Source organism: Kitasatospora sp. NPDC091276, assembly GCF_040684355.1.
GTDB lineage: Bacteria > Actinomycetota > Actinomycetes > Streptomycetales > Streptomycetaceae > Kitasatospora.
In genome coordinates this window covers 43452-68940 of the sequence record NZ_JBFBFU010000022.1, presented here as the reverse complement: position 1 = coordinate 68940, position 25489 = coordinate 43452, and the positions used below count along the sequence as shown (strand labels likewise).

The window sequence follows — 25489 nt, the reverse complement described above, 5'->3', positions numbered from 1 at the left end:
GTGGTTCCTCCCTTGGGGGTTGGACCTGCTCTCTCGGGTCACGCCGGGCGCGCGGGACACCTGGGCACGCTGATCCGACGTGACCCGCAAGAGGGGGCCTGGGCCGGTGTTCCTTGCGGTTGGCGCCTCATGCTAGCCACGCCGACCGGTCCGCGACAGGGGTACGACACCGCCAACTCGGCCGCTCAGCACCGCGATTCCCGGCGACCGGAACGGACCGTTCAGTCGCTCACCAGGCGGCGGCCGGTGATCTCGTCCGGGCTGATCCGGATCCAGCAGGTCCGGTCGCCGCCGGCCCAGGGGATGGCGCCGGGGAGGCCGGCCAGGTGGTGCAGGGCGGCGGGGTCGTGCACGTGGTGCGCGGTACCGAGGAGGAGGACGCTCCAGCCCCGGCCGAGGTATTCGTCGATGTGGTCGATCTGGAAGGAGAGCGCGGTGCCCTCGGCCGGGGCGCCGCGCCCGGTGGTGCGGTAGGCGATGGCGGCGTCGTCGACGACGTAGTTGACGGGGACGACGACCGGGCCCGGCTGGAGCGGCAGGGCGATGCGGCCGACGCCGTGGGTGCCGATCAGCTCCCAGCACTCGGGTTCGGTGAGGCCGAGCAGCCGCGGGTGCGGGCCGGGGCCGCCCTGGCCGGGCGGGGCGTCGGCGCGGCCTTCGAGCAGTTCGCCGCGGCTGAGGCCGAGTGCGGCGGCGATCCGGACGAAGCCGCCGGGGTCGAAGGCCGGTCCGGCTTCGAGCAGGTAGTGGAGGTAGCGGGGGGCCATGGCCGCCTGGTGGGCGAGGTCGTCCTCGCTGAGGCCGAGTTGTTCGCGCCGCTCGGCGATCCGGCCGGCCACGGCGGCGGGTTCGGCCCGGTCGACGGCGTCAGGGGTGTCGTTCACGGTGGTGGCTCCTCGGCTTGCCGGCGGGTGCCCGGGGTCGTGTCCCGGGGTCGTGTCCGGGCGGTGACCAGGCCGGATCCATCCAAGCGCCCGGCGTGCGCCAAGTCGAGGAACGGCGGGGCGCCGTGCGTGTCGGCCCCGGCCGGGATGTTCGACGCGGGCCGGGACCGGTGGCGGGCCGAGGACACGGGCCCCGACCCGGCCAGCTCCAAGATCAACTTTCGAACATCTCACATCTGCTTATAGATAAATTCATACGATCGGGTGAGTTTGGCGACGGTACCCACCCGATGGTGTGCACCGGTCCTCACGGCCCCTCATCGAACACGCTCACGCCCCCTCGGTGCGGCCGGAACAATCGTCGCGGCGGGTCGGCCGAGGCCGAATCCCCGCCTCCGCAACGAACTTGACGCCAACTCAGTTCTCCCGACCAGAACAGGGGCCAGCCATGACGACCGAGACCGTCCAGCAGAGTCAGCAGAGCAGGCAGAGTCTCAGCACCTCAGCCGCCCGGAACCTGGCCACCACCACCAAGACCGCACCGCAGATGCTCGGGATCACCCCCCGCTACCTGCTGCGCGCCCTGCCCTGGGTGGACCTGGAGGCCGGGGTCTACCGGGTCAACCGCCGCCGGGGCTTCATCCTCGGCGACGGGCAGATCAGCACCTACGTCAACGGCGACGGCGCCTCCCGGGTGATCGCCGAGGACCTGCGCGAGCTGCCCTTCCTCAGCCAGGTGGACAGCCCGCTGCTCACCGCCCTCGCCAACGGCTTCGTCGAGCGCGAGGTGGCGCCCGGCGAGCTGATCGTCGACGCCGGTGCCCCCGCCGAGCAGCTGCACCTCATCGCGTTCGGGCGAGCCGAGCAGCGCGCCACCGGGGAGTACGGTTCGGACGCCCTGATCGCCGTCCTCGGCGACGGCGACTTCTTCGACGCCACCGCCTGGGTCGACGGCACCCCGATGCCCTACCGGGTCAAGGCGGTCAGCGCGTGTACCGTGCTCTCCCTCGACCGCCGGATGCTCCTCGAACTCGCCGACCGTGAGCCGTCGTTGCGCGCTCAGCTGGACGCCTTCGGCAACGACCGCCGGGAGCCCGCCGACCGCGAGCACCCGATCGACCTCACCTCGGGCCACTCCGGCGAGCCGTACCTGCCGGAGACCTTCGTGGACTACGAAGAGGCCCCCCGCGAGTACGAGTTGAGCATCGCGCAAACCGTCCTCAAGGTGCACACCCGGGTCGCGGACGTCTACAACTCCTCGATCGACCAGGTCCAGGCCCAACTGCGGCTGACCACCGAGGCGCTGCGCGAGCGCCAGGAGTGGGAGATGCTCAACCACCCCGAGTACGGGCTGCTCAACAGCGTCGCGCCCAACCAGCGCGTGCGCACCCGCAAGGGCGCGCCGACCCCGGACGACATGGACGAGCTGCTGGCCCGGGTCTGGAAGCAGCCGGCGTTCTTCCTCGCCCACCCGCGGGCGATCGCCGCGTTCGGGCGCGAGTGCACCCGGCGCGGGGTGCCGCCGCAGATCGTGGAACTCTTCGGCAGTCCGTTCCTGACCTGGCGCGGCGTCCCGCTGCTGCCCTCCGACAAGCTCGACCTGAAGGGCTCGGCCACCTCGGCGCCCGGCACCACGAACATCCTGCTGATGCGGGTCGGCGAGGACCGTCAGGGCGTGGTGGGCCTGCGCCCGTCGAAGGTCCCGGACGAGGTGGAGCCGGGCCTCTCGGTGCGGGCGATGGGCGTGGACCGGCAGGCCATCACCTCGTACCTGGTCACCAGCTACTTCTCGGCCGCCGCGCTGGTGGACGACGCCATCGCGGTGCTCCAGAACGTCGAGGTGTCGAACTACCATGACTACTCCTGACGGATTCGGGCGCGGCACCGGGGTCACCGGAATGGGCCGACCGCCGCTCGACACCGGCTCCTCGACGGGCCCGGGAAGCGGCCTGGTACCCGGCCCGGTCCCGCTGCCCGCAGCGCTCGCCCACGCGGCGGGCGGTCCGCGGTACTGGCTGCCGCAGCAGCCGGCCCGGGCGGCCCAGGCCGACCCCGCCACCCCGCCCTCCGCACCGCCGGGCGGGTTCGACGTCGAGGCCGTCCGGCGGGACTTCCCCCAGCTGCACCGGGAGGTGAACGGCCACCCGCTGGTCTGGCTCGACAACGGGGCCACCACCCTCAAGCCGCGCCAGGTGGCCGAGGCGGTCGCCGAGCACTACTCGATGGGCACCTCCAACGTCCACCGCGGTGCACACACCCTCGCCAAGCAGGCGACCCAGGTCTACGAGGAGGGCCGCGAGGAGGCCGCCAAGCTGCTCGGCACCCAGGACGCCGGCGAGATCGTCTTCGTCCGGGGCACCACCGAGGCCGTCAACCTGGTGGCACAGTCCTGGGGCCGCGCCAACCTCGGCGTGGGCGACGAGATCCTGGTCTCGGCGGCCGAGCACCACTCCAACCTGGTGCCCTGGCAGCTGATCGCCAAGGAGCGCCGGGCCCGGATCCGGCCGATCCCGCTGCTCCCCGACGGGCAGCTCGACCAGGACGCCTACCGGGACCTGCTCGGGTCGCGGACGAAGCTCGTCGCGCTCACACACGCCTCGAACGTGCTGGGGACGGTCCCGCCGGTGGCCGAGATGACCGCGCTGGCGCACCGGTACGGCGCCAAGGTCCTGGTGGACGGCGCACAGGCGGTGAGCCACTTCCCGGTGGACGTCACCGCGCTGGACGCCGACTTCTACGCCTTCTCGGGGCACAAGATCTTCGCCCCGACCGGCATCGGCGTGCTCTTCGGCAAGCGCGAGCTGCTGGAGGCCATGCCCCCGTGGCAGGGCGGCGGCAACATGATCGACTCGGTGGGTTTCGAGGAGACCTCCTACGCGCCCGTACCGCACCGGCTGGAGGCGGGCACCGGCCACATCGGCGGGGTGGCCGGCCTGCGGGCGGCGCTGCGGTACCTGGCCGGGCTGGACCGCCAGGCCGCCACCGCGTACGAGGAGCAGCTCACCGCGTACGCCATGGGCGCGCTGGCGAGCGTCCCCGGGCTGCGCCTGATCGGCGACGCGCCGGGGAAGATCGGGGTGCTGACCTTCCTGCTCGCCGGCACCGACCCGATGGCCCTGGCCGGGGCGCTCGACCAGCAGGGCATCGCGGTGCGCGCCGGGCACCACTGCGCGCAGCCGGCGCTCGCCGCCTTCGGCCTGCAGAGCGCGGTGCGGGCCTCGCTGGCCCTGTACAACACCGTGCAGGACGTCGACGCCCTGGTGTCCGCCCTCCAGGGCGTCCAGGCGGCCTCGGCGGGGTAGGCCGGGGCGGCGGCGGGCGGGTGGGCACCGAGAAGGGTGCCCACCCGCCCGCCGTCCGCGGCGTCGCCGAACGGCCCGACCGGCGGAGCGGACGGTCCGTCAGGATCCCCGGTGCACGCGGCTGTCGATCCCCGCGGCCGGGGCGCATACTGTCCTGCGCGGCTCGCACCCGCGCGACAGGGCCCGTTCCGGACCCGGCCCGGGCTGCGCCGCTACGGGGAAGGTCGGACGAACGTGGCAATTGTCGTTCTCGTCGTCGTGCTGGCGCTGTTCTGGCTGATCACCGGCGTGCGGGTGGTGCAGCAGTACGAGCGCGGCGTGGTGTTCCGGCTCGGCCGGGTGCGCGAGCAGGTCCGCCAGCCGGGCCTCACCCTGCTGGTGCCGGTGGTCGACCGGATGCGCAAGGTCAACGTCCAGGTCGTCACCATGCCGGTGCCCGCCCAGGAGGGCATCACCAAGGACAACGTCTCCGTCAGCGTCGACGCCGTGCTGTACTTCCGCGTCGTCGAGCCGGTCAAGGCCACGGTGGACGTCCAGAACTACTCCTTCGCGATGCTTCAGGTCGCCCAGACCTCGCTGCGCTCGATCATCGGCAAGAGCGAGCTGGACGACCTGCTCTCCGGCCGGGAGAACCTGCACCAGGGGCTGGAGGTCATGCTGGAGAGCCCGGCCACCGGGTGGGGCGTGCACATCGACCGGGTGGAGATCAAGGACGTCAGCCTGCCCGACTCGATGAAGCGCTCGATGGCCCGCCAGGCGGAGGCCGACCGCGAGCGCCGGGCCCGGATCATCACCGCGGACGGCGAGTTCCAGGCCGCCGCCAAGCTCGCCGAGGCCGCCGTCACGATGTCCGAGACCCCGGCGGCGATGCAGCTGCGGCTGCTGCAGACGGTGGTCGAGGTCGCGGCGGAGAAGAACTCGACGCTGGTGCTTCCGTTCCCGGTGGAGCTGCTGCGCTTCTTCGAGGCCTCCGCCGCCCGGGCCGCCGAGGCGGGCTCCGCGCCGGCGCCCGCCGTCCCGGCCCAGGCGCCGTCCGACGCCGGCTGACGGCCCGCCCGTACGACCACGGCCGGTCCGGGGCCCACCCCGGACCGGCCGTCGGCCATCAGCCATCAGCCATCGGCCTGACCGTCCGTCACGGACGGACGATCGGCAGCAGCACCTCGTCGACGATCTCCGCCGGGTCGAGCTGCGCCGGCGCGCCGCCGCACATCTTGATCCGGTACAGCATCAGCGCCGGGACGACGTCGGTGACCAGGGGGGTGACGGACCCGGGGCGGACCTCGCCCCGGGTGGCGCCGCGGGCGAGCACCTCGGCGATCAGCGCGGCGGTGGGCTCCACCACCCGCTCCAGCACGATCGCCAGGAAGGTGTGGGCCCGGTGCCGGTCCAGCTCGCCCATGATGGCCCGCACGGCGGCCCCGGGTTCGCTCAGCATCGCCGCGCGCAGCCTGGTCACCACCTCCAGCAGGTCCCCGCGCAGGCCGCCGGTGTCGGGCGGCGGGCCGGCCGGGGGCAGGCAGGCGCGCAGCGCGTCCTTGACCAGTTCCTCCTTGGAGGGCCAGCGCCGGTAGAGCGCGGCCTTGCCGGTCTGCGCGGCCGCGGCGACGCCCTCCATGGTGAGCCGGGCGTAGCCGTCGGCGGTGAGCTGCTGGAGGGCGGCCTCGAAGATGGCGTTCTCCAGCGCCTCGCCGCGCCTGCGGAGCGGGGCGCCCGTCGCCGGTCCGCGCGCGACTGCGGGTTCAGCGGGCATGGCTGCGCACCTTCTTCGGTTCCACCTCTCGACACGCCCGTTCACCGGCTGTCCGCAATGAACGGATGTGTTCCCTATATCCAGGGCCACTGTCGATGTTAGTGAACGAACCCGTCCCGTCCCAATCGTTCGCCCCCCGGCCGTCGCGGACCGCGCCGGCGCCGTCTGACCGGCCTGCCATGGCTCTCCCTCCCCTCGCCCGCGCGACGCTGCCGCCTGCCCGACGCGCCGCCCGCCGGAGCGCGATCGCGTCCGGGCCGGAGGCCGTCGATACGCGGGGCCGCCGTCAGGACACCGTCAGTGACGACGCCCGCGCAGTCAAGGGGGCGTCAGGATCGCCCGCCCCCCGGGGGTCCGCGGCCTAGGCTCGGACTCGCCCCCGCCCGGCTGACGCGGGCCCGGTGCCCCGTCACCTCCCTCCGGAGCATCCGCAAGACACGCCGTCAGCCGCCCACACCCGATCGATCCGCCGCGTCGGACGATACGTCAACGAAGGTGAGGTCCCCGTGGCCGTTCTCGGCGCCTTCCACCGCCGCCAGCCCCTCCCCGCCAGCTGGCCCGCATCCGCACCGGCGCGCGGCTCGGTCGCCGCGACCCTGTCCGCGATCGTGCGCAGGCTCGCCGACAGCCCCCTGGACAATTCCGTGCTCCAGGCCGTGGGCGCCCCGACCGCCTCCAGGGGCGCCGGCGCCGCCCGCCGCACGGTGCGGATGCGGGCCAGCTGGCGGGCCGTCACCACCCCCGACGGCGCCCGCCGGCTCGAAGCCCGCTGGGGCCCCGGTCGCTGAACACCCCGGGAGCCGGGCCCGCCCCGGCGGCCCCGACAGCGCGGAGCCGTCACGTGCGCACGCGTGCACGCATCGGACGCACGCCGATCTACGATGAGCCCATGAGCACAAGCACCGACCTGGCAGCTGCACACGGCTCGCAGGAACAGGGGCAGGGGCAGGGCAGCAGCGAGCGGCTGGACGTCGCCGCGTCCGTCCTCGCCCTGCTCGCGGACCGCACCCGGCTCGCGCTGCTGCACCGGCTCGGCGCGGGCGAGGCCGACGTCACCTCCCTCATCGAGGCGTGCGGAGCCCCGCGCACCTCCGTCAGCCAGCACCTCGCGAAACTCCGCCTCGCGGGCCTGGTCACCACGCGCAGGGACGGGCGCCGCGTCGTCTACTCGCTGCGCCACGGGCACCTCCGGCGGCTGGTCGACGAGGCGCTGAACGTCGCCGACCACCAGATCGGCTCCCTGCCGCCGCACGACTGACCCGCCGCACGACCGACCCACCCCCGCAGCCCGTAACGGCGGCGAGAGCCGCACTATCGTAGCCAACACGTGCACACGTATGCACGTGTTGGCTACGATAGTGCCGCCTCACCACGCCGCCGACCGGGACGGGGCCGATGCTGTCCACCCTGCGCAACCGCACCTACCGCCACCTGTTCGCAGCCCAGGTCATCGCCCTGGTGGGCACGGGCCTGGCCACCGTGGCGCTGAGCCTGCTCGCCTACGACATCGCCGGCGTCGACGCCTCGGCGGTCCTCGGCACCGCGCTGGCCGTCAAGATGGTCGCCTACGTGGCCGTCGCACCGGCGGTCGGAGCCCTCGCCGACCGCGTTCCGCGCCGAACGCTGCTGGTGGCGATGGACCTCACCCGCGCCGCCGTCGCGCTCGCCCTGCCGTTCGTCAGCCAGGCCTGGCAGATCTACGTCCTGGTCTTCCTGCTCCAGGCCGCCTCGGCCGCCTTCACGCCGGCCTTCCAGGCCACCATCCCCGAGGTCCTGCCGGCCGAACGGGACTACACCCAGGCACTGTCGATGTCCCGCCTCGCCTACGACCTGGAGTCCCTGTTCAGCCCCGCGCTCGCCGCGGGCCTGCTCGCCCTGGTCCCGTACACCTGGCTGTTCACCGGCACCACCGCCGGCTTCCTCGCCTCCGCCACCCTGGTCGTCTTCGTCGCCCTGCCCAAGCCCGCCCCCGTCGAGCGGACCGGCGGCGTCCACGCCAAGGCCGCCTTCGGCGCCCGCCTGTTCTGGGCCACCCCGCGCCTGCGGGCCCTGCTCGCCCTCGACCTCGCGGTCGCCGCCGCCGGGGCGATCGTCTTCGTCGACACCGTCGTCGCGGTCCGCGAGCACTTCCACCGCCCGGCGGGCGCGGTCTCGCTCGCCCTGGGCGCCTACGGTGCCGGCTCCATGCTGACCGCCCTGCTCCTGCCCCGGCTCCTGCGACGGCTCTCCGACCGCGCCGTCATGCTCCCGGCCGCCTTCGCTCTCCCCGCCGTCCTGGCCGCCGTCGCCGCCGTCACCGCCGCGGCCCCGGGCGGCTGGTCCTGGGCCGCGCTGCTGGCGTCCTGGGCCGCGATCGGCGCCGCCTGTTCCGCCGTCCTCACGCCGGGCGGGCGCCTGATCCGCCGCTCCGCCGCCGACGCGGACCTGCCCGCCGCCTTCGCCGCGCAGTTCTCCCTCTCGCACAGCTGCTGGCTGCTCACCTACCCCCTCGCCGGCTGGCTCGCCGCCGGCGCCGGCCTCCCGGTGACGGCCGTCGCCCTCGGCGCCATCGCCCTGCTCGCCGCCACCGCCGCCACCGCGATCTGGCCCGCCCGCGACCCCGCCAGGCTCGACCACGTCCACGCCGACCTGCCCCCGGGCCACCCCCACCTCACCGACGCCCACCCGGCCGCGGACGGCTGGCTCCACGGCCACGACTACGTCATCGACCAGTACCACCGCCACTGGCCGCAGGGCCTCGCCGCGCGGGCCAACTAGGGCGTGCCCGGCGGGGGCGCCAGCCGCATCACCCGGGAGGGTCAATCCAGCGGGAATAAATGAAGAGCTGTTCATGTATTCCTGTATGGTCGACGCGTCGCCCCGTCCTGCCCGCGTGGAGGAACACCACAGCCATGTCCGCAACCCTCACCGAGCGCCCAGCCGCCGCAGCCCCGCGCGGCGGCGCCGCTCCCAAGCGCCGTACGCGCGTCTTCGCGCTGGCCGAGGCCCGCTGGGCCGCCGCCGCGACCGTCGCCTTCCTGACCGCCCTGCCGCTCCAGCTGACCGGCGCCCCGGCCTGGGCCTGGGGGCCGCTGTACGCGATCGCCTACGTCACCGGCGGCTGGGAGCCCGGCTGGGCCGGCCTCCGGGCGCTGCGCGAGAAGACCCTCGACGTCGACCTGCTGATGATCGTCGCCGCGATCGGCGCGGCCTCGATCGGGCAGGTGATGGACGGCGCGCTGCTGATCGTCATCTTCGCCACCTCGGGCGCGCTGGAGGCGCTGGCCACCGCCCGCACCCAGGACTCGGTACGCGGCCTGCTCGACCTCGCCCCCACCACCGCCACCCGCCTGCTGGACGACGGCGGCGAGGAGACCGTCGCCACCGAGGACCTGGTGGTCGGCGACACCATCCTGATCCGCCCCGGCGAGCGCGTCGGCGCCGACGGCCGCGTCCTGGACGGCGCGAGCGAGATCGACCAGGCCACCATCACCGGCGAGCCGCTGCCGGCCGCCAAGCAGCAGGGCGACGAGGTCTTCGCCGGCACCCTGAACGGCACCGGCGCCCTGCGCGTGAAGGTCGAGCGCGACGCCTCCGATTCGGTGATCGCCCGGATCGTCGCCATGGTCGAGGAGGCCTCGGAGACCAAGGCCCCCACCCAGCTGTTCATCGAGAGGGTCGAGCAGCGCTACTCCCTGGGCATGGTCTTCGCGACCCTCGCCGTCTTCCTGGTCCCGCTGGCCTTCGGGGCCGCCGTGACCGGCTCGCTGCTGCGGGCGATGACCTTCATGATCGTCGCCTCGCCCTGCGCGGTGGTGCTGGCCACCATGCCGCCGCTGCTGTCCGCGATCGCCAACGCCGGCCGCCACGGCGTCCTGGTGAAGTCCGCCGTCGTGATGGAGCGGCTCGGGCAGGTCGACGCGGTGGCTCTGGACAAGACCGGCACCCTCACCGAGGGCACCCCCCGGATCACCGACCTGCTCCCCCTCACCGGCAGCGGCCTGGACGAGGACGAACTGCTGGCCCTGGCGGGCGCCGCCGAGCACCCCAGCGAGCACCCGCTGGCCCGCGCGGTGGTCGACGCCGCCCGCCGACGCGGCCTCGACCTGCCGGTCGCCGAGGGCTTCGCCTCCACCCCCGGCATCGGGGTGACCGCCACCGTCTCCGGCGCCGTCATCGCGGTCGGCGCCCCCGCCCGGCTCCTCGACGGCGCCGCCGACGCGCCCTCCGCCGAGGCGGAGGCCACCGCCACCGCCGCTGCCGTCGCCGAGGAGCTGGAGCGCGACGGGCGCACCGCCGTCCTGGTCCAGCGCGACGGCGTCCCGGTCGGCGTGCTCGGCATCGCCGACCGCCTGCGCCCCGACGCCGCCGCCACCGTCACCGCCCTGGCGGCCCTGACCGGCGCCGCCCCGGTGCTGGTGACCGGCGACAACCCGCGCGCCGCCGCCCGCCTCGCCGCCGAGGTCGGCATCACCGACGTCCGCGCCGGGCTGCTCCCCCAGGACAAGGTCGCCGCCGTCCAGGAGCAGGAGCGGGCCGGGCGCAAGGTCCTGGTGATCGGCGACGGCGTCAACGACGCCCCCGCCCTCGCCGCCGCCCACACCGGCATCGCGATGGGCCGGGCGGGCTCCGACCTGGCGCTGGAGACCGCCGACGCGGTCGTCGTCCGCGACGAACTCGCGACCGTCCCCACGGTGATCGCGCTGTCCCGGGCGGCCCGGCGGCTGGTCGTCCAGAACCTGGTGATCGCCTCGGTGTTCATCTCCGGGCTGGTCGTGTGGGACCTGGTCGCCACCCTGCCCCTGCCGCTCGGCGTCCTCGGCCACGAGGGCTCGACCGTCATCGTCGGCCTCAACGGCCTGCGGCTGCTGCGCGAGAGCGCGTGGAAGCGCGCGGGCGCCACCGGGCCGCGGCCGGTTCAGGAGCCGGCGCGGGCCCGACGCAGCAGGTAGGCGCCGGAGGCGGCGGCGAGCAGGGCCATGCAGGCGGTGAAGACCAGGCCGGCGCGGGCCAGGCCGATCGGTGCGGTGAGCAGGCCGATGCCGATCACCGGGATCGAGATGCCGAAGTAGGCGACCACGAAGAGCGCCGACAGGGCGCCGCCGCGGTGCTCGGCGGGAGCCGCGGCGGCGATCTCGCCGACGGCTCCGCGCAGGCCCATGCCCTGGCCGGCGCCGCCCACCAGGGCGCTGAGCACCAGCAGGGGCAGGGCCGTCCAGGCGAGGGAGCCCGCCATCAGGGCCAGCCCGGCGATGAGCACCAGGCAGCCGATCGGGATCGCCCGGGCGGTGCCGAGCCGGGGCACCACGAGCTGGCCGAGGGTGGAGGCGAAGAAGGCCGTGCAGACGATCAGACCGACGACGGCCGGGCTGTGGACGCCCAGCCGCTGGGCGAGGAAGGCCGGGCTGACGGAGGTGAAGACGCCCAGCAGGGAGAAGCCCGCGAACGCGGCGAGGCCGGCCGGGACGAACACCCCGCGGACCTCCGGCGGCAGGGACGGCCGGCGCGGCCGGGCGGTGCGCAGCGGGCGGGCTCCGGTGACGGTCTCCGGCAGGAGCCACGTGACGGTGAAGGAGGCGGCGAGCAGCACCAGGTGCACGGCGAACGGCAGGGTCAGGGGGTGGGGCGTGTACTCGGCGAGCAGTCCCGACAGCACCGGTCCGCAGCCCAGGCCGCCGATGTTGGCGGCGGTCGCGACGAAGCCCGCGCGGGCCTGGTGTCCGGGTGGGGCGAGCTCCAGGACGTACGCGGTGGCGGTGCCGGTGAACAGGCCTGCGGACAGGCCGGACAGCAGGCGGCCCAGGGCCAGCAGCGGGAGGCCGCCTTCGGCCAGGAAGGCGACGGCGCTGCACGCCGCGAGCGCCAGTCCGCAGAGCAGGACGGGCCGGCGTCCGACGGAGTCGGAGACGTTGCCGACGAGCAGCAGGACGCCGATGACGCCGAAGGCGTAGATGGCGAAGACGACCGTCACCATCAGTTCGGAGAAGCCGATCTGCTCCTGGTACAGCCCGTACAGCGGGGTGGGCAGGGTGGTGCCCGCCATGCAGACGGCGAAGCCGGCGGCCGCCCCGAGGTAGCCCGCCCGGCCCATCGCGGGCCGCGCGGTCTGATGATCGGTCATTCGCCCACGGTAGGGCGGCCGTCGCCGTCGCAGCCACGGCTCGCGGGGCCGACTAGGCCGATCCGCCCAAGAACCGACGCCCGGCCCCGGCCACGCCCGGCCCCGGCGTGGTCGGCCCCGGCGTGGTCGGCTACCGGCTACCGGATCGCGCCGCGGTCCGCGGACAGGCCGTGGGTGGTGCCGCCCCCGGCCCGCACCTGCGTCGGGAGCGCTCCCCAGTGGCGCCGGAACGCGGTGCTGAAGTGCCGGGTGTCCGCATAGCCGCAGGAGCGGGCGACGGCCGCGACGGACAGCGGGCGCAGCGCGGGATCGGCCAGGCGCTGCGCGGCGACGTCCAGCCGTCGGCGGGTCAGGTAGGCGATGATCGTGCACCCGGTCTCCTGCTGGAAGAGCCGTGCTGCGTGGCGCTCGCTCAGGTGGACCTGGGTGGCGACGTCCCGTACCCGTACCGGGCGGTCGAAGTTGTCGTCCAGGTAGCGGGTCATCCGCGCGGCGACCGCCGCCGCGCGCCCACCCGGCACGGGCGTCGGGCGCGGGGCGTCGGGCAGGCCGGCGACGACGCGGGCGCAGGTGAGGACCAGTGCGGGGCCGAGGGCGGCCAGCAGGTCGGGGCTGGCCGGCCCCGGAGCCGCGGCCTCTTCGGCGAGTGTCGCCAACAGCCGGGGAAGCGGGGTTCCGGCGGCCGGGACGACCTGGCGCGGGCCGGCCGCGACGGCGTCGAGCAGGGCGGCGGTCTCCGGGGAGCCGGGCCCGGCGGCCCCGCGCGGACCGCGTTCGGGGACCATCGTCCAGGACCAGAAGACGATGCCGAGCGGGTCCCGGGCGTCGGTGGTGATCTCGTGGACCTCGCCGGGGCGGGCCAGGAACAGCTCGCCGGCTCCGACCGGGTGCTCCAGCGCGCCGAGCCGGAACGTCCCGCGCCCGGCGTAGGCGTAGCAGAACTCGAAGTAGGAGTGGCTGTGCCAGTAGTTGCGCCATGGCTCGGGCGGGTAGAACCCCCAGTCCACGAACTCGACCCGTCGTCCGGCGAGGGTGGTGCCCAGCCGCACGGAGTTGAGCAGGGGCAGGGCGGCGCCCGCCCGGGCCAGTTCGGTCATCTCGGCTCGCCCGCCCCGTCCGTCCTGCGCGCGGTGGGGTCGACGCCCCGCAACATCATGCCCTGACCGAGGGACCAGGTGTGATCGTCCGTGGTGGGCCGGTCCGCAGGGTCCCGGAACTGTACCAGCCAGGTGGTGCGGGCCTGGTCGGAGGTGTTCAGCCCCGAACCGTGCACGGTGAGGTAGCCGAAGAACAGGACGTCGCCGGCCTCCGCCGGGCACGGCCGGGCGTCCTGGAGCCGCCAGGTGTCGGGCGGCAGGTGCCAGCTGCCGTCCTCGACGTGCGGCAGCGGGCCCTGCCGGTGGCTGCCGGGGACGGCCCTGATGCAGCCCTTCTCCTCCGGGGCGTCGTCGAAGTGGAAGACCGCGGCCGCGACGGTGTGCCGGACGTGCGGGAAGAACGGGTGGTCCTGGTGCAGGGGGAAGGGGGAGCCGGTCTCCGGAGGCTTGATGAACATCTTCGTGTGGTGCAACTGGAGGTTGGGCCCACCGAGCAGTGCGGCCGCGACGTCCGTGAACCTGGGGTCGACCAGCAGCCGGGCGAAGGCCGCCGAGTGGAACTGCGCGTCGTGGGCGTGCTTGAGGGCCGTGCGTCCGGCGGACGCACCCGCGATGGTGCGCGCGCTGGCCCAGGTCGGGTCGGCGTCGGAGTCGAGGCGGGCGGCCAGGGCGTGGCACTCCTCCCGCATCGCCGCCGCCTCCTGTCGGCTGATCAGGTTCTTGACGAGGAGGAAGCCGTTCTCGTGGTAGGCGGCGAGGTCGTCGGGGCTGAGGGGTTCGTTCATGGCCTCGACCGTAGGCGTGGGGGCCGGGCCGGACCGAGGGGCGATACGGACGGCCCGGTGGGTTATCCGGACATCGGCCCGCGCGTTCACGTCCCTCCCGCCGGGCCGCAACCGAGCAGGTGGCGGGGCTCCCGAGGCGGGGAGCGCCCCCGGCTCGATGCCCGGGCACCGTCGCCTCGATGTCCGAGCACCCCCAACTGGCGTGCGGTGCGGCCGAATCCGTTCGCGTTCGCCCCCTTGTCAAAGGTTAGGGATGTTTCCTAACTTAATGTCATGTCCGAGACCACACGGCACTCCCGGCGCGACCTCCTGCGAGTGAGCGCGGCGGGCGGTGCCGCCTTCGCCGCGGGCAGCCTCCTGCTGCCCGGCGCCGCCCAGGCCGCCCCCCGCCCGACCGCCCTCGACACCCCGCCCCTCCCCGCACCCCGCAGCGACCGGACCGCCGGGTCCGCGCTGCGCCCCTTCGGCCGGCACCTGGCCTTCGGGGCCGATCCCTCCCAACAGGTCGTCGTCTCCTGGCAGGTGCCGGGCGCGGTGACCGCCCCCTTCGTCCGGATCGGCCTCCAGCCCGGCGACTTCGGCTCCCCGATCGCCGCCGAGGTCCGCACCCTGGTCAGCAAGCTGTCCTGGCAGCACCCGGTCGAGGACCAGCCCCTGGTCAAGCCCACCACCGTCACCCAGTACTACCTGCACGCGCAGGTGGACCAGCTGATCCCGGACACCACGTACTACTACGTCGTCGGCCACCAGGGCTACGACCCCGCGGGGCAGCGCGCCCAGCTCGGCGACGTGGCGAGCTTCCGCACCGCGCCCGCCCCCGGCCGCGGCACCGGGTTCACCTTCACGGCCTTCGGCGACCAGGGCATCGGGTACAACGCGGCCGCCACCGCCAACCTGATCGCCGGCCTCGACCCCGCCTTCCACCTCCACATGGGCGACCTCTCGTACGCCAACAGCGGCGGCAGCGGCAAGACCAGCGACCCCTACGACGCCCGCCTGTGGGACTCCTTCTTCGTGCAGAACGACCCCGTCGCCTCCCGGACCCCGTGGATGATGGCGATCGGCAACCACGAGATGGAGGCCTGGTACGGGGCCGACGGCTACGGGGGCGTCCGCGCCCGGTTCACGATGCCCGACAACGCCTGGGCCCAGTCCACCGGCATCTACTCCTGGCGCTGCCAGAACGTCGGCCTGATCAGCCTCGACGGCAACGACATCTGCTACAACACCGCGGCCAACCTGAACTACACCAAGGGCAAGCAGAAGAAGTGGCTGGAGAGCCGGCTCGCCGCGCTCCGCGCCGACACCACCATCGACTTCGTCGTCGTCTACCTGCACCAGTGCACGTACTCCACCTGCCACGACAACGGAGCCGAACTCGGCGCGCAGCAGGACTGGGCCCCGCTGTTCGACAAGTACCAGGTGGACCTGGTGCTCAGCGGCCACAACCACGTCTACGAGCGGACCGACCCCATCCGCTCCGGCAAGCCCACCCGCAAGGTCGCCTCCGGCGACACCGTCAATCCCCCGAAGGACGGCACCACGTACGTCGTCGCGGGCGGCGGTGGCGGCGGGGTCTACTCCTTCCCCGTCGCCGACACCTACCTCGGGCACGAGACGAAGAACGACTCCCCCGTCCCGATGGTGGTCGCCGATCCGACCGGCCACAACCAGACCGTCAAGGTCACCTGGTCCAGGGTCCGTTACACCGGTTACTGCCTGGTGGCGGTCGACGTGACGCCCGCCGCCGCCGGCAAGCCGGCCCGCATGGCGGTGCGCTCGATCACCGAGGACGGCACCGCCGTGGACCAGTTCACCGTGCAACGCGGCTGAGCCTGCCCGCGCCCGCGCCCGGACGGTCTGCTCCCCGCCAGCCGGGCCGGGCGCGGCGGCGGGCCGGCGGGGTGTGCGTCAGCGGTCCGTGGTGACGGTGAAGCCCTCCGGGGCGCGCAGGTCGACGGCTCCGGTGTGGTCGGTGGACACCTCGATCGGCAGGCCGGCCACCGTCAGGCCGGTGAACGTCAGCGACTCGTAGCCGGCCGGGAGTTGGGCCCGCACCCGGAGCCGCCGGTTGGGGGCGTCGGCCTCCAGGCCGAGCAGTGCCTGCACCACCTGGACGGAGGCGGCGGCGGCCCAGGCCTGCGGGCGGCAGGAGGCCGGGTAGGGGACGGGGCGGGCGACCTCGGCGCGCGGGTGGCCGCCGAAGAGTTCGGGCAGGCGGTGGTCGAAGGCCGCCGCCGCGCGGACCAGGCCCGCGGCCAGCGGCGCGGCGGCGTCGTGCAGCCCGGCGCGGGCGAGGCCGTGGACGGCGATGGCGCTGTCGTGCGGCCAGACCGAACCGGTGTGGTAGCCGAGCGGGTTGAAGCCGGTCGCAGCGGCGTCCAGGGTGCGCAGCCCGAAGCCGCTGTCCATGCCGGGGGCGGTGAGCCGACCGGCGACCAGGGCGCTCTCCTGCGGGTCGAGCAGGCCGGTGCCGAGCAGGTGGCCCATGTTGGAGGCGATCGAGTCGACCTTGTGCTTGCCGCCGTCGAGGGCGACCACCGGGTACGGGCCGTGCGCGTCCTCGGTCCAGAACCGGTCGCGGAAGCGCAGCCGCAGCTCCTCCGCCCACTGCCGCCAGCGGTCGGCGCCGGGCCGGCCGAAGGCCTCCAGCAGGGCGGCGGAGGCGACGGCGGCCTCGTAGGCGTAGGCCTGGACCTCGCTGAGCGCGATGGGGGCGTCGGCGATCCGGCCGTCGCGGAAGCGGATGCTGTCGGAGGAGTCCTTCCAGCCCTGGTTGGAGAGCCCCTTGCCGGAGCTGTCGACGTACTCCAGGAAGCCGTCGCCGTCCGCGTCGGCGTGGTCGGCCAGCCAGGCGAGGGCGGCCTCGGCGTGCGGCAGCAGGGCCTCGACCTGGTCCTCGGGCATGCCCCAGCGCCAGGCGTCGTGCAGCAGGGTGAGCCACAGCGGGGTGGCGTCGGCCGTGCCGAAGTAGCAGGGCGGCAGGTGGGAGCCGTTGTCGAGGTGCTGCTCGTCGCGGCGGACCTCGTGGAGGATCTTGCCGGGCTGCTCCTCGGTGGCCGGGTCGAGGGCGCGGCCCTGGCGGCGGGCCAGGGTACGCAGCGTGCCGGCGGCGAGATCGGTGCCGAGCGGGAGCATCATCCGGGCCGCCCAGAGCGAGTCGCGGCCGAACAGGGTGAGGAACCAGGGGGCCCCGGCGCCGAGGAAGTGGTCGGCGGGCTCCAGCGGGTCGGTGAGCAGGAGGCCGCGCAGGTCGTGGTGGGAGCGGGCGATCCAGTGCGCGAGGTGGTGGTCGCGGCCGGTGATCCCGGGGGTGCGCCACGGGGCGGCGTCGGCGGCCGGGGCGGGGAAGAGGTCGCCGTCGCGGTGCTCGGCGGTGCACTCCAGGACGGCCTGCCAGGTCTGGCCGGGGGCGAGTTCGAGGTCGAAGCCCAGGGTGCCGGTGTCGGCGGCGAGGTGGTCGGGCGCCGGCTCGACGGTGAGGGCGGCGCTGAGCGGGCCCTCGCTCCAGCGCAGGCCGTTCGGGCCGGCGGTGGGCGTGAGGGCCTGGGTGGTGCGGCCGGCCTTGACGGAGTCCATCGCGGCGAAGTCGCTCTCCGCGCGCAGGTCCAGGCGCAGGCGGGCGGTGAGGTCGCCCGCGTTGCGGACGGTGTACCGCTCGACGAGGCGGCCGGGGTGCAGCTCCCGGCGGCGTTCCAGGGTGACGGCCGGGTCGGGGGTGAGTTCGGCGATGCCGCGCAGCACGGTGACGAAGGTGGTGCGCCCGTCCTCGCCGTGCGCGGTGGCGACGGGGGCGTTGGGGATCCCGGCGACGCCGGCCTCCAGGCGGGAGAGGATCCGGCGGTCCCCGTGGTAGAAGCCGTCCGCGCCTTCGCCGATCCGCCCGTCCGGGCGCGAGGCACAGAAGCTCGGGGCGGCCACGGAGAGCTGGGCGTCGTGCAGGAACGGCTGCAGGGCGATCGCTGACATGGTCTCTTCATCCTCGTTTTGGGGCTTGACAGTTGCTTCCACTCGGGCGCAACCTTTCTGCCATTGGAGCGTTCCAAGACATTAACCCCCCTGGTGGGGAAGATGGAACCCCGTATTGGAACGCTCCAAGATCTTGTCAATGAAGACAGAACCTAGGATCGCCGTCATGCATGCACACTCATCGCCCCGGCCCAGGACAGGGTCCGCCGCGACCCTGGAAATGGTCGCCGCCCGGGCCGGCGTGGGCCGTCAGACGGTGTCCAACGCGATCAACTCGCCCGAGCTGCTGCGCCCGCAGACGCTGGAGCGGGTCCAGCGCGCCATCGACGAGCTCGGCTACCGCCCGCACCGGGCCGCGCAGGCCCTCAAGACCAGGGCCAGCCGGCTGATCGGCTACGGCATCCGCTCCAGCAGCACCGGCGTCCCGACCCCGGTCCTGGACCAGTTCCTGCACTCGCTCTCCGAGGCCGCCGACCAGGCCGGCTACCGGGTGGTGCTGTTCGCCGTCGCCCCCGGGGACGACGAACTCACCAGCTACCAGCAGCTGCTCGACGAGCACGGCGCGGACGGCTTCGTACTCAGCGGCACCGACCGCGGCGACCGCCGCCAGGGCTGGCTGCACGAACGCGGCGTCCCCTACGTCGCCTTCGGCCGCACCTGGTCCGGCCGGGACGTCGGCGACTGGGTCGACGTCGACGGCTCCGCCGGGACCTCGGCCGCCGTCCGGCACCTGGCCGGGCTCGGCCACCGCAAGATCGGCTTCCTCGGCTGGCCGAAGGGCTCCGGCGTCGGCGACGACCGCGCCCGCGGCTGGCAGAGCGCGATGCGCGAACTGGGCCTACCCGCCCGGGGCCGCCGGGCCGAGAGCCCGGACGACCAGGCGAGCGCCACCGAGGCCGCCGAACGGCTGCTCGCGACCGGCGCGACCGCGGTCGTGACCGCCAGCGACACCCTGGCGCTCGGCTGGTACCAGGCGCTGCGCCGCGACGGCCGCGCCCCCGGCCCGGACGCGGCCGTCATCGGCTTCGACGACTCGCCGGTCGCCCCCCTGCTGTTCCCGTCGCTGTCCAGCCTCGCCCAACCGCTCGACGCGGTCGGCCGCGAGTGCATGCGACTGCTGCTGGAACGCCTCGGCGACCGCCACCGGCCGACCGAACACGTGCTCCTGGAACCGGAGCTGGTCCTGCGCGAAAGCGTCTGACCGCCACTCCCCCGAACCATCTCCGCCCACTCCCCCCACCCACCCTCGCAAGGAGATCCCGCATGGCCACCTCCCGCACCCTCGCCGCGGCAGCCGTCTGCACGGCCGTCGCCCTCGGCGCCGTCACCGGCTGCTCCTCCTCCGGCGGCTTCGGCGACTCACCGGCCAAGCAGTCCTCCGGCGGCAACCAGAGCCTGACGGTGCTGATCGCCACCTCCGGCGAGTCCGAGACGGCCGCGGTCAAGGCCGCCACGGCCGACTGGGCCAAGAAGACCGGCAACACCGTCACCGTGCAGATCGCCAGCGACATCAACCAGCAGCTCGGCCAGGCCTTCGCCGGCGGCAACCCGCCGGACCTCTTCTACGTCAACTCCGACCAGTTCGCGAACTACGCCAAGGGCGGCTCGCTGTACGCCTACGGCGACCAGATCCCGGACGCCGCCGACTTCTCCGAGCCGCTGCGCAAGGCCTTCAGCTACGACGGCAAGCTCACCTGCCTGCCCAAGGACACCTCCACCCTGGGCCTGGCGATCAACACCACGCTGTGGCAGCAGGCCGGCCTGACCGAGGCCGACTACCCGACCAGCTGGCAGCAGCTCTCCGACGACGCCGCCAAGCTCACCAAGGACGGCGTGACCGGCCTGGTGACCGCCCCCGACTACCAGCGGCTCGGCGCCCTGCTGAAGGAGGCCGGCGGCTGGATCACCAACCCCGAGCAGACCGCGATGACCGCCGACAGCCCGGCCAACAAGCAGGCGCTGGAGTACGTGCAGTCGATGATGAAGGCCGGCTCGGCCAAGTACGTCGCCGAGGTGGACGCCGGCTGGGGCGGCGAGGCGCTCGGCAAGGGCAAGGCCGCGATGACCATCGAGGGCAACTGGCTCAAGGGCGCGATGGCCAAGGACTACCCGAACGTCCAGTACAAGGTGCTCCCGCTGCCCGCCGGCCCGGCCGGCCCCGGCACCCTCGCCTTCAGCAACTGCTGGGGCATCGCCGCCAAGAGCCAGCACCAGGCGGCCGGGGTCGACCTGGTCAAACACCTCGCCTCCGCCGACCAGCAGCTGGAGTTCGCCCAGGCCTTCGGCGTGATGCCCTCGCGCACCAGCGCGCTGAGCGCCTACGCCCAGAAGTACCCCGAGTCCAAGGCCTGGGTCGACGGCGTCGCCAACGCCCAGGCGCCGGTCACCATCGCCGGGTTCACCAAGGTGCTCACCCAGTTCAACACCGACCTCCAGTCGCTGAAGACGGGCGACCCGGCGGCCATCCTGGCCACCCTCCAGCGCAACGGCGAGCAGGCCATCAAGAATGCCAAGTAACAGCTCCACCGGCACGACACGCCGGCGCAGCCTGCGCGAGGGAGCATGGGGCTGGCTGTTCGCCGGCCCCATGGTCCTGGTCCTCGGCCTCTTCATGGTCCTGCCGATCGGGATGGCCCTGTGGGTCAGCCTGCTGCACTGGGACGGCCAGTCCAACCCGTTCAGCGGCAGCGCGGACTTCATCGGCCTGGACAACTACCGCCGGCTGTTCGCCGAGGACGGCCTGGACCGCACGCTGTTCGCCACCTCGATGCGCAACACGCTGTACTACGTCCTGCTGACGGTGCCGCTGCAGACGGTGCTGGCACTGCTGCTCGCCATCCTGGTCAACCAGCGGATGCTGCGCGGCCGGGGCGCCCTGCGCACGGTGTTCTACTTCCCGTCCGTCACCAGCTCGATCGCGATCTCGACGGTCTTCCTGTTCCTCTTCCAGGGCAGCGGCGCCGTCAACCGGATGCTGGGCTGGCTCGGGGTCAAGGGGCCGAACTGGTTCGCCGACCCGCGCGGGGTGATCTGGCTGGTGCTCGGCTGGTTCGGCCTGGACCAGCCCGCTCCGGGCACGGGCGGCCCGCTCGGGCTGTCCTGGTCGGAGTGGTTCGCCGGGCCCTCGGTCGCGATGTGCACGCTGATCCTGATGGCGGTGTGGACCACCTCCGGCACCTTCATGCTGATCTTCCTCGCCGCCCTCCAGGACATCCCGCGCGAACTGGAGGAGGCAGCCGCGCTCGACGGCGTCAACCGCCGCCAGCTGCTGCGCCACGTCACCCTGCCCGCCCTGCGGCCCGTCCTGTTCCTGGTGCTGACCCTCGGCCTGATCTCCACCTGGCAGGTCTTCGACCAGGTGTACGTGATGGGCAAGGGCGCGCCCGGCAACACCACCCTGACGCCCGCCTACCTGTCCTACTCGGCCGGCTTCGACAACGCCGACTTCGGGCAGGGCGCCGCCATCGCGTTCGTCCTGCTCGGCCTGATCCTGCTGCTCACCGCCGTCCAGCGGTGGGTCCTGCGGGAGCGGGACGGCAAGCCCCGCCGCAGCCCGAAGGGAGCCCGCCGTGCCGCACGCTGACCGCAAGGCCACCGTGGACAAGCCGATCCTCGGCCGCTTCCCCCGGCCGCTGCGGATCCTCGGGTACACCGTCCTGCTCGGCTTCGCGCTGCTCTACCTGCTGCCGTTCCTGCTGCAACTGGTGAACAGCTTCAAGACCGACCCGGACGCGGCCGCCAACCCGATGTCGGTACTGCCCGACGGCGGCACCCTGGCCTCCTACCGGCGGCTGTTCGGCCTGGCGGAGGGCGTCGAGAACATCCCGTTCCTGCGCTGGCTGGGCAACAGCGTGGTGGTGACCGTCCTGGTGACGGCCGGCCGGGTGCTGTTCGACTCGATGGCGGGCTACGCGCTGGCCCGGATCAGGTTCCCGGGCCGCCGGCTGCTGTTCGCCTTCGTGCTCGCCGTGATGGCGGTGCCGGGCGTGGTGCTGCTGATCCCGAAGTTCCTGGTGCTGAAGAGCTTCGGCATGTTCGACAGCTACAGCGGCATGATCCTGCCTCTGCTGGTCGACGCCGCGGGGATCTTCATCATGAAGCAGTTCTTCGAGTCGGTGCCGCGCGAGATCGAGGAGGCGGCACGGATCGACGGCGCCGGGACGTTCCGGATCTTCTGGTCCGTCGTCCTGCCGATGTCCCGGCCCTCGCTGATCACGCTCACCGTGCTCTCCTTCCAGGGCTCCTGGAACGAGTTCACGCACTTCCTGGTCTCCACCCAGTCCAGCGAGCACGACACCCTCACCACCGGCCTGGCGCACTTCGTCTCCGGCGGCCTCGGCTCCGGGACGCAGTACCCGCTCAAGCTGGCGGCGGCGCTGGTCTCCACCCTCCCGGTGGCGATCCTGTTCTTCTGCTTCCAGCGCCACTTCGTGCGCGGCGCCAACTCGGGCTCGCTCAAGGAGTGAGCCCGGCCCGGCCCGGCCAGTACACCCCCTCTGCCGAACCTTCCTGTGAACCCTTCTTGGAGAACCACGTGCCCGCCCGTATCGAGGACTACGCGCTGATCGGCGACATGCAGACCGCCGCCCTGGTCGGCAGGGACGGCGCCGTCGACTGGCTGTGCCTGCCCCGCTTCGACTCCCCGGCCGTCTTCGCCGGCCTGCTGGGCACGGACGAGCACGGCTTCTGGCGGATCGCCCCCGGTGACGCCCCGCCCGCCCACCGGCGGCGCTACCGGGGCGATTCCCTGATCCTGGAACAGGAATGGGACACCGCCGGGGGCACCGTCCGGGTCGTCGACTTCATGCCGCCGCGCGGCACGGCGGCCCCGCAGCTGATCCGGATCGTCGAGGGCGTGTCCGGCACCGTCCGGATGCGCTCGGCCCTGCGGATGCGCTTCTCGTACGGGCGCGTCGTGCCCTGGGTGCACAAGGTCACGGACGGCACGGGGACCCGCACCGTCGCCGTGGCCGGGCCCGACTCGGTGTGGCTGGACGGCGAGTCCGAGACCTACGGCCGCGACCTGACCACCTACGCCGACTTCACCGTCACCGCCGGCGAGCGGATCGCCTTCGCCCTCACCTGGCAGGCCTCCCACCTCGGCGCGCCCGACCGGCCGGACGCCGAGCAGGCACTCGCCGCCACCGAGGAGTTCTGGCGCGACTGGGCCGCCCAGTGCACCTACCAGGGCCCCTACCGCGAGGCCGTGATCCGCTCCCTGATCACCCTCAAGGGCCTCACCTACGCCCCCACCGGCGGCATCGTCGCCGCCCCCACCACCTCGCTGCCCGAGGACATCGGCGGCGTCCGCAACTGGGACTACCGCTACACCTGGCTGCGCGACGCCACCATCACGCTCTCCTCGCTGCTGCGCACCGGCTACCGCGACGAGGCCAAGGCCTGGCGCGAGTGGCTGCTGCGCGCCGTCGCCGGCGACCCGGAGAACCTCCAGATCATGTACGGCATCGCCGGCGAACGGGAGCTGGTGGAGACCGAACTCGACTGGCTGCCCGGCTACGAGGGCTCCCGCCCCGTCCGGATCGGCAACGGCGCCGCCGGCCAGCTCCAACTCGACGTCTACGGCGAGGTCGTCGAGGCCCTGCACCTCGCCCAGCACACCGGCCTGGCCCGCAACGACCACGCCCACCTGCTGCAACTGCGGCTGATCTCCTGGCTGGAGGAGCACTGGCAGGAGCCGGACGAGGGCATCTGGGAGGTCCGCGGCCCGCGCCGGCACTTCGTCCACTCCAAGGTGATGGCCTGGGTCGCCGTCGACCGGACGGTCCAACTGCTGGAGCAGACCGACTGCGAGGGACCGCTGGAGCGCTGGCGCGCCCTGCGCGACACCATCCACGAGGACGTCTGCACCCACGGCTACGACCCGGACCGCAACACCTTCACCCAGTCCTACGGCTCGCGGGAACTCGACGCCTCCCTGCTGCTCATCCCCCAGGTCGGCTTCCTGCCGCCGGACGACAAGCGCGTCATCGGCACCGTCGAGGCGATCCAGCGCGAACTGTCCACCGAGGACGGCTTCGTGCTGCGCTACCCCACCAGCGGCGGGGTGGACGGCCTGCCGGGCGACGAAGGCGCCTTCCTGGCCTGCTCGTTCTGGCTGGCCGACGCCCTGGCGATGATCGGCCGGACGGACGAGGCGCACCAGCTGTTCGACAAGCTGCTGTCCATCCGCAACGACCTCGGGCTCCTGGCGGAGGAGTGGGACCCGCGGCTCAAGCGCCAGGTCGGCAACTTCCCGCAGGCCTTCAGCCACGTCCCGCTGATCGACACCGCGTTGCGCCTCGGCCGGGGCTGAGCGCCGGGGCCCGCCCGTGGTGGCGGTCAGCCCGGCCGTCCGGCCTGGCCGCCCCTTTCGCCCTACCCCTACCCCTACCCCTACCCCTGCTCCTACCCCTGCTCCTGCTCCTGCTCCTGCTCCTGTGCCCAGGCGACCGCCCACTCGTCGAGCGGGCGCAGCGCGTGGCCGAGGGATTCTCCCAGCCGGGTGAGCTGATAGCCGTCGGCCGACGGGGCGATGAGACCGCCCGACGTGAGTTCACGGAGCCGCTGGTAGAGGACGCTCGACGACAGGCCGTCACACCGTGCGAGCAGGGCGCGGGCCCCGAGCGGGCCGGCGCGCAGCTCCCAGAGGAGGCGCAGGGCCCAGCGGCGTCCGAACAGGTCCATCGCGGCCATGATCGGGCGGCCGCTCGTCGAGCCGCGGACCGGCTCCCCCGGGCGTGGTGTCGGCATGACTCCCCTTGTGTTTCGTTATTCGAAACATTAGCATCCACCCTGCTGTTTCTGATTCCGAAACATCCGGAACGAGCACAACGGGAGAGCCCATGCCGCGGATAGCCCCGCTGGAGCCGCCGTACACCGACCAGGCCGCCGCACGACTCGCACGCATGACGCCCGAGGGAGCCGAGCCGATCGGCCTGTTCCGCCTGTTCGCCAGGAACCTGCCGATGGCCGACGCCATGCACGGGTGGGGCCGCTACGAGCTGGGCCGGCAGCTGAGCCTGACCATGCGCGAGCGCGAGATCGTCATCGACCGGACGTGCGCGCTGTGCGGCTGCGAGTACGAATGGGGCGTCCACGTGGCGACGTTCGCCGAGCGGGTCGGCCTCACCCGCGCGCAGACGGCGTCACTGGTCCACGGCGGAGCCGCCGACGCGTGCTGGACGTCCGAACGGGAACGGCTGCTCATCCTCGCCGTCGACGCGCTGCACGCCGGCTCCGACATCGACGACGCGCTGTGGGCGCGACTCGCACCGGTCTTCGACGACCACCAGTTGCTCGACCTGCTCCTGCTGTGCGGCTGGTACCACGCCGTCAGCTTCACCGCGCGGGCCGCGCGGGTGCCGCACGAGCCCGGCGCACCCCGTTTCGCCGACGTCCTCCCCGGTGCCCGCTGAGCCACGCCCCCCGAAATAATCGGCCACCCCCTTGCCGATGATGTGATCAAATGTGTAAACACTGTGGCGCTCGACGCCACCGGGGAGGGACTGGTCTGACCATGTGGTCAGGCCCCGTTACACAGGAGACGTACCATCAACACCGCCATTCGCCGGGCCGCACGCGGAACCGTTCCCGTCGCCG

21 protein-coding genes are annotated in these 25489 nt (G+C 73.4%); 14 read left to right on the top strand and 7 right to left on the bottom strand.

Translation table 11 applies throughout. The annotated features are described in order from the left end of the window. Positions 1–221 precede the first annotated feature (221 nt). Positions 222–884, bottom strand: a complete 663-nt coding sequence (locus AB0O19_RS26175) for a pyridoxamine 5'-phosphate oxidase family protein (RefSeq protein WP_363622872.1) — start codon at positions 882–884, stop codon at positions 222–224. 448 nt (positions 885–1332) lie between these two features. Between AB0O19_RS26175 and AB0O19_RS26170 the strand changes: the two genes are divergently transcribed. From AB0O19_RS26170 to AB0O19_RS26160, 3 genes are all read left to right on the top strand, one after another. Then, positions 1333–2751: a family 2B encapsulin nanocompartment shell protein gene (locus AB0O19_RS26170; RefSeq protein ID WP_363622870.1), complete on the top strand. Its 1419-nt coding sequence runs from the start codon at positions 1333–1335 to the stop codon at positions 2749–2751. Then, positions 2738–4186, top strand: coding sequence for a SufS family cysteine desulfurase (locus tag AB0O19_RS26165; protein WP_363622868.1), 1449 nt, complete (start codon positions 2738–2740; stop codon positions 4184–4186). The genes AB0O19_RS26170 and AB0O19_RS26165 overlap by 14 nt, the downstream gene beginning before the upstream one ends. Positions 4187–4420: 234 nt before the next feature. After that, entirely contained in the window at positions 4421–5233 is an 813-nt protein-coding gene (locus AB0O19_RS26160) for a slipin family protein (protein WP_363622866.1), read from the top strand. 88 nt (positions 5234–5321) lie between these two features. Here AB0O19_RS26160 and AB0O19_RS26155 read toward each other — a convergent pair whose 3' ends face one another. Then, complete coding sequence (locus tag AB0O19_RS26155) at positions 5322–5939, bottom strand: TetR/AcrR family transcriptional regulator C-terminal ligand-binding domain-containing protein (RefSeq protein ID WP_363589205.1); 618 nt, start codon at positions 5937–5939, stop codon at positions 5322–5324. 506 nt (positions 5940–6445) lie between these two features. Here AB0O19_RS26155 and AB0O19_RS26150 point away from each other — a divergent pair. The 4 genes from AB0O19_RS26150 to AB0O19_RS26135 all read left to right on the top strand — a co-directional run bounded on the left by AB0O19_RS26150 (position 6446) and on the right by AB0O19_RS26135 (position 10870). Then, positions 6446–6727 (top strand): hypothetical protein, encoded by a 282-nt coding sequence (locus tag AB0O19_RS26150; protein ID WP_363622865.1) that lies wholly within the window; start codon positions 6446–6448, stop codon positions 6725–6727. 101 nt (positions 6728–6828) lie between these two features. Beyond that, a complete protein-coding gene (locus AB0O19_RS26145; protein ID WP_363622863.1) occupies positions 6829–7197 on the top strand; it encodes a metalloregulator ArsR/SmtB family transcription factor in 369 nt (122 codons plus the stop codon). A gap of 137 nt (positions 7198–7334) precedes the next feature. Beyond that, positions 7335–8696, top strand: coding sequence for an MFS transporter (locus AB0O19_RS26140; protein WP_363622861.1), 1362 nt, complete (start codon positions 7335–7337; stop codon positions 8694–8696). A 134-nt stretch (positions 8697–8830) separates the two neighbouring features. Further along, a complete protein-coding gene (locus AB0O19_RS26135) occupies positions 8831–10870 on the top strand; it encodes a heavy metal translocating P-type ATPase (protein WP_363622859.1) in 2040 nt (679 codons plus the stop codon). Here AB0O19_RS26135 and AB0O19_RS26130 read toward each other — a convergent pair. From AB0O19_RS26130 to AB0O19_RS26120, 3 genes are all read right to left on the bottom strand, one after another. Then, positions 10837–12009: an MFS transporter gene (locus AB0O19_RS26130; protein WP_363622983.1), complete on the bottom strand. Its 1173-nt coding sequence runs from the start codon at positions 12007–12009 to the stop codon at positions 10837–10839. The two genes, AB0O19_RS26135 and AB0O19_RS26130, sit on opposite strands and share 34 nt — an antisense overlap. A 167-nt stretch (positions 12010–12176) precedes the next feature. Beyond that, entirely contained in the window at positions 12177–13136 is a 960-nt protein-coding gene (locus AB0O19_RS26125; RefSeq protein ID WP_363622857.1) for an AraC family transcriptional regulator, read from the bottom strand. Beyond that, the gene (locus AB0O19_RS26120; protein WP_363622855.1) at positions 13133–13921 is read right to left on the bottom strand and encodes a phytanoyl-CoA dioxygenase family protein; all 789 of its coding nucleotides are present in this window, start codon (positions 13919–13921) and stop codon (positions 13133–13135) included. The genes AB0O19_RS26125 and AB0O19_RS26120 overlap by 4 nt, the downstream gene beginning before the upstream one ends. Positions 13922–14194: 273 nt before the next feature. Between AB0O19_RS26120 and AB0O19_RS26115 the strand changes: the two genes are divergently transcribed. Next, positions 14195–15754 (top strand): metallophosphoesterase family protein, encoded by a 1560-nt coding sequence (locus tag AB0O19_RS26115; protein WP_363622854.1) that lies wholly within the window; start codon positions 14195–14197, stop codon positions 15752–15754. 78 nt (positions 15755–15832) lie between these two features. Here AB0O19_RS26115 and AB0O19_RS26110 read toward each other — a convergent pair whose 3' ends face one another. Further along, complete coding sequence (locus tag AB0O19_RS26110) at positions 15833–17890, bottom strand: glycogen debranching N-terminal domain-containing protein (protein ID WP_363622852.1); 2058 nt, start codon at positions 17888–17890, stop codon at positions 15833–15835. 166 nt (positions 17891–18056) lie between these two features. Here AB0O19_RS26110 and AB0O19_RS26105 point away from each other — a divergent pair, with 166 nt between their 5' ends. The 5 genes from AB0O19_RS26105 to AB0O19_RS26085 all read left to right on the top strand — a co-directional run bounded on the left by AB0O19_RS26105 (position 18057) and on the right by AB0O19_RS26085 (position 24203). Beyond that, a complete protein-coding gene (locus AB0O19_RS26105; protein WP_363589223.1) occupies positions 18057–19091 on the top strand; it encodes a LacI family DNA-binding transcriptional regulator in 1035 nt (344 codons plus the stop codon). Positions 19092–19153: 62 nt separating this feature from the next. After that, positions 19154–20407 (top strand): extracellular solute-binding protein, encoded by a 1254-nt coding sequence (locus AB0O19_RS26100; RefSeq protein ID WP_363589225.1) that lies wholly within the window; start codon positions 19154–19156, stop codon positions 20405–20407. Next, the gene (locus AB0O19_RS26095; RefSeq protein WP_350884138.1) at positions 20397–21473 is read left to right on the top strand and encodes a sugar ABC transporter permease; all 1077 of its coding nucleotides are present in this window, start codon (positions 20397–20399) and stop codon (positions 21471–21473) included. The genes AB0O19_RS26100 and AB0O19_RS26095 overlap by 11 nt, the downstream gene beginning before the upstream one ends. Next, entirely contained in the window at positions 21460–22356 is an 897-nt protein-coding gene (locus AB0O19_RS26090) for a carbohydrate ABC transporter permease (protein ID WP_363622850.1), read from the top strand. The genes AB0O19_RS26095 and AB0O19_RS26090 overlap by 14 nt, the downstream gene beginning before the upstream one ends. Before the next feature lie 68 nt (positions 22357–22424). Next, the gene (locus AB0O19_RS26085) at positions 22425–24203 is read left to right on the top strand and encodes a glycoside hydrolase family 15 protein (RefSeq protein ID WP_363622848.1); all 1779 of its coding nucleotides are present in this window, start codon (positions 22425–22427) and stop codon (positions 24201–24203) included. A gap of 92 nt (positions 24204–24295) precedes the next feature. Here the strand turns inward: AB0O19_RS26085 and AB0O19_RS26080 are convergent, their stop codons facing one another. Next, a complete protein-coding gene (locus tag AB0O19_RS26080; protein WP_363622981.1) occupies positions 24296–24583 on the bottom strand; it encodes a helix-turn-helix domain-containing protein in 288 nt (95 codons plus the stop codon). 149 nt (positions 24584–24732) lie between these two features. Between AB0O19_RS26080 and AB0O19_RS26075 the strand changes: the two genes are divergently transcribed. Further along, entirely contained in the window at positions 24733–25305 is a 573-nt protein-coding gene (locus AB0O19_RS26075) for a carboxymuconolactone decarboxylase family protein (protein WP_363622846.1), read from the top strand. The last annotated feature ends 184 nt before the right edge of the window (positions 25306–25489 follow it).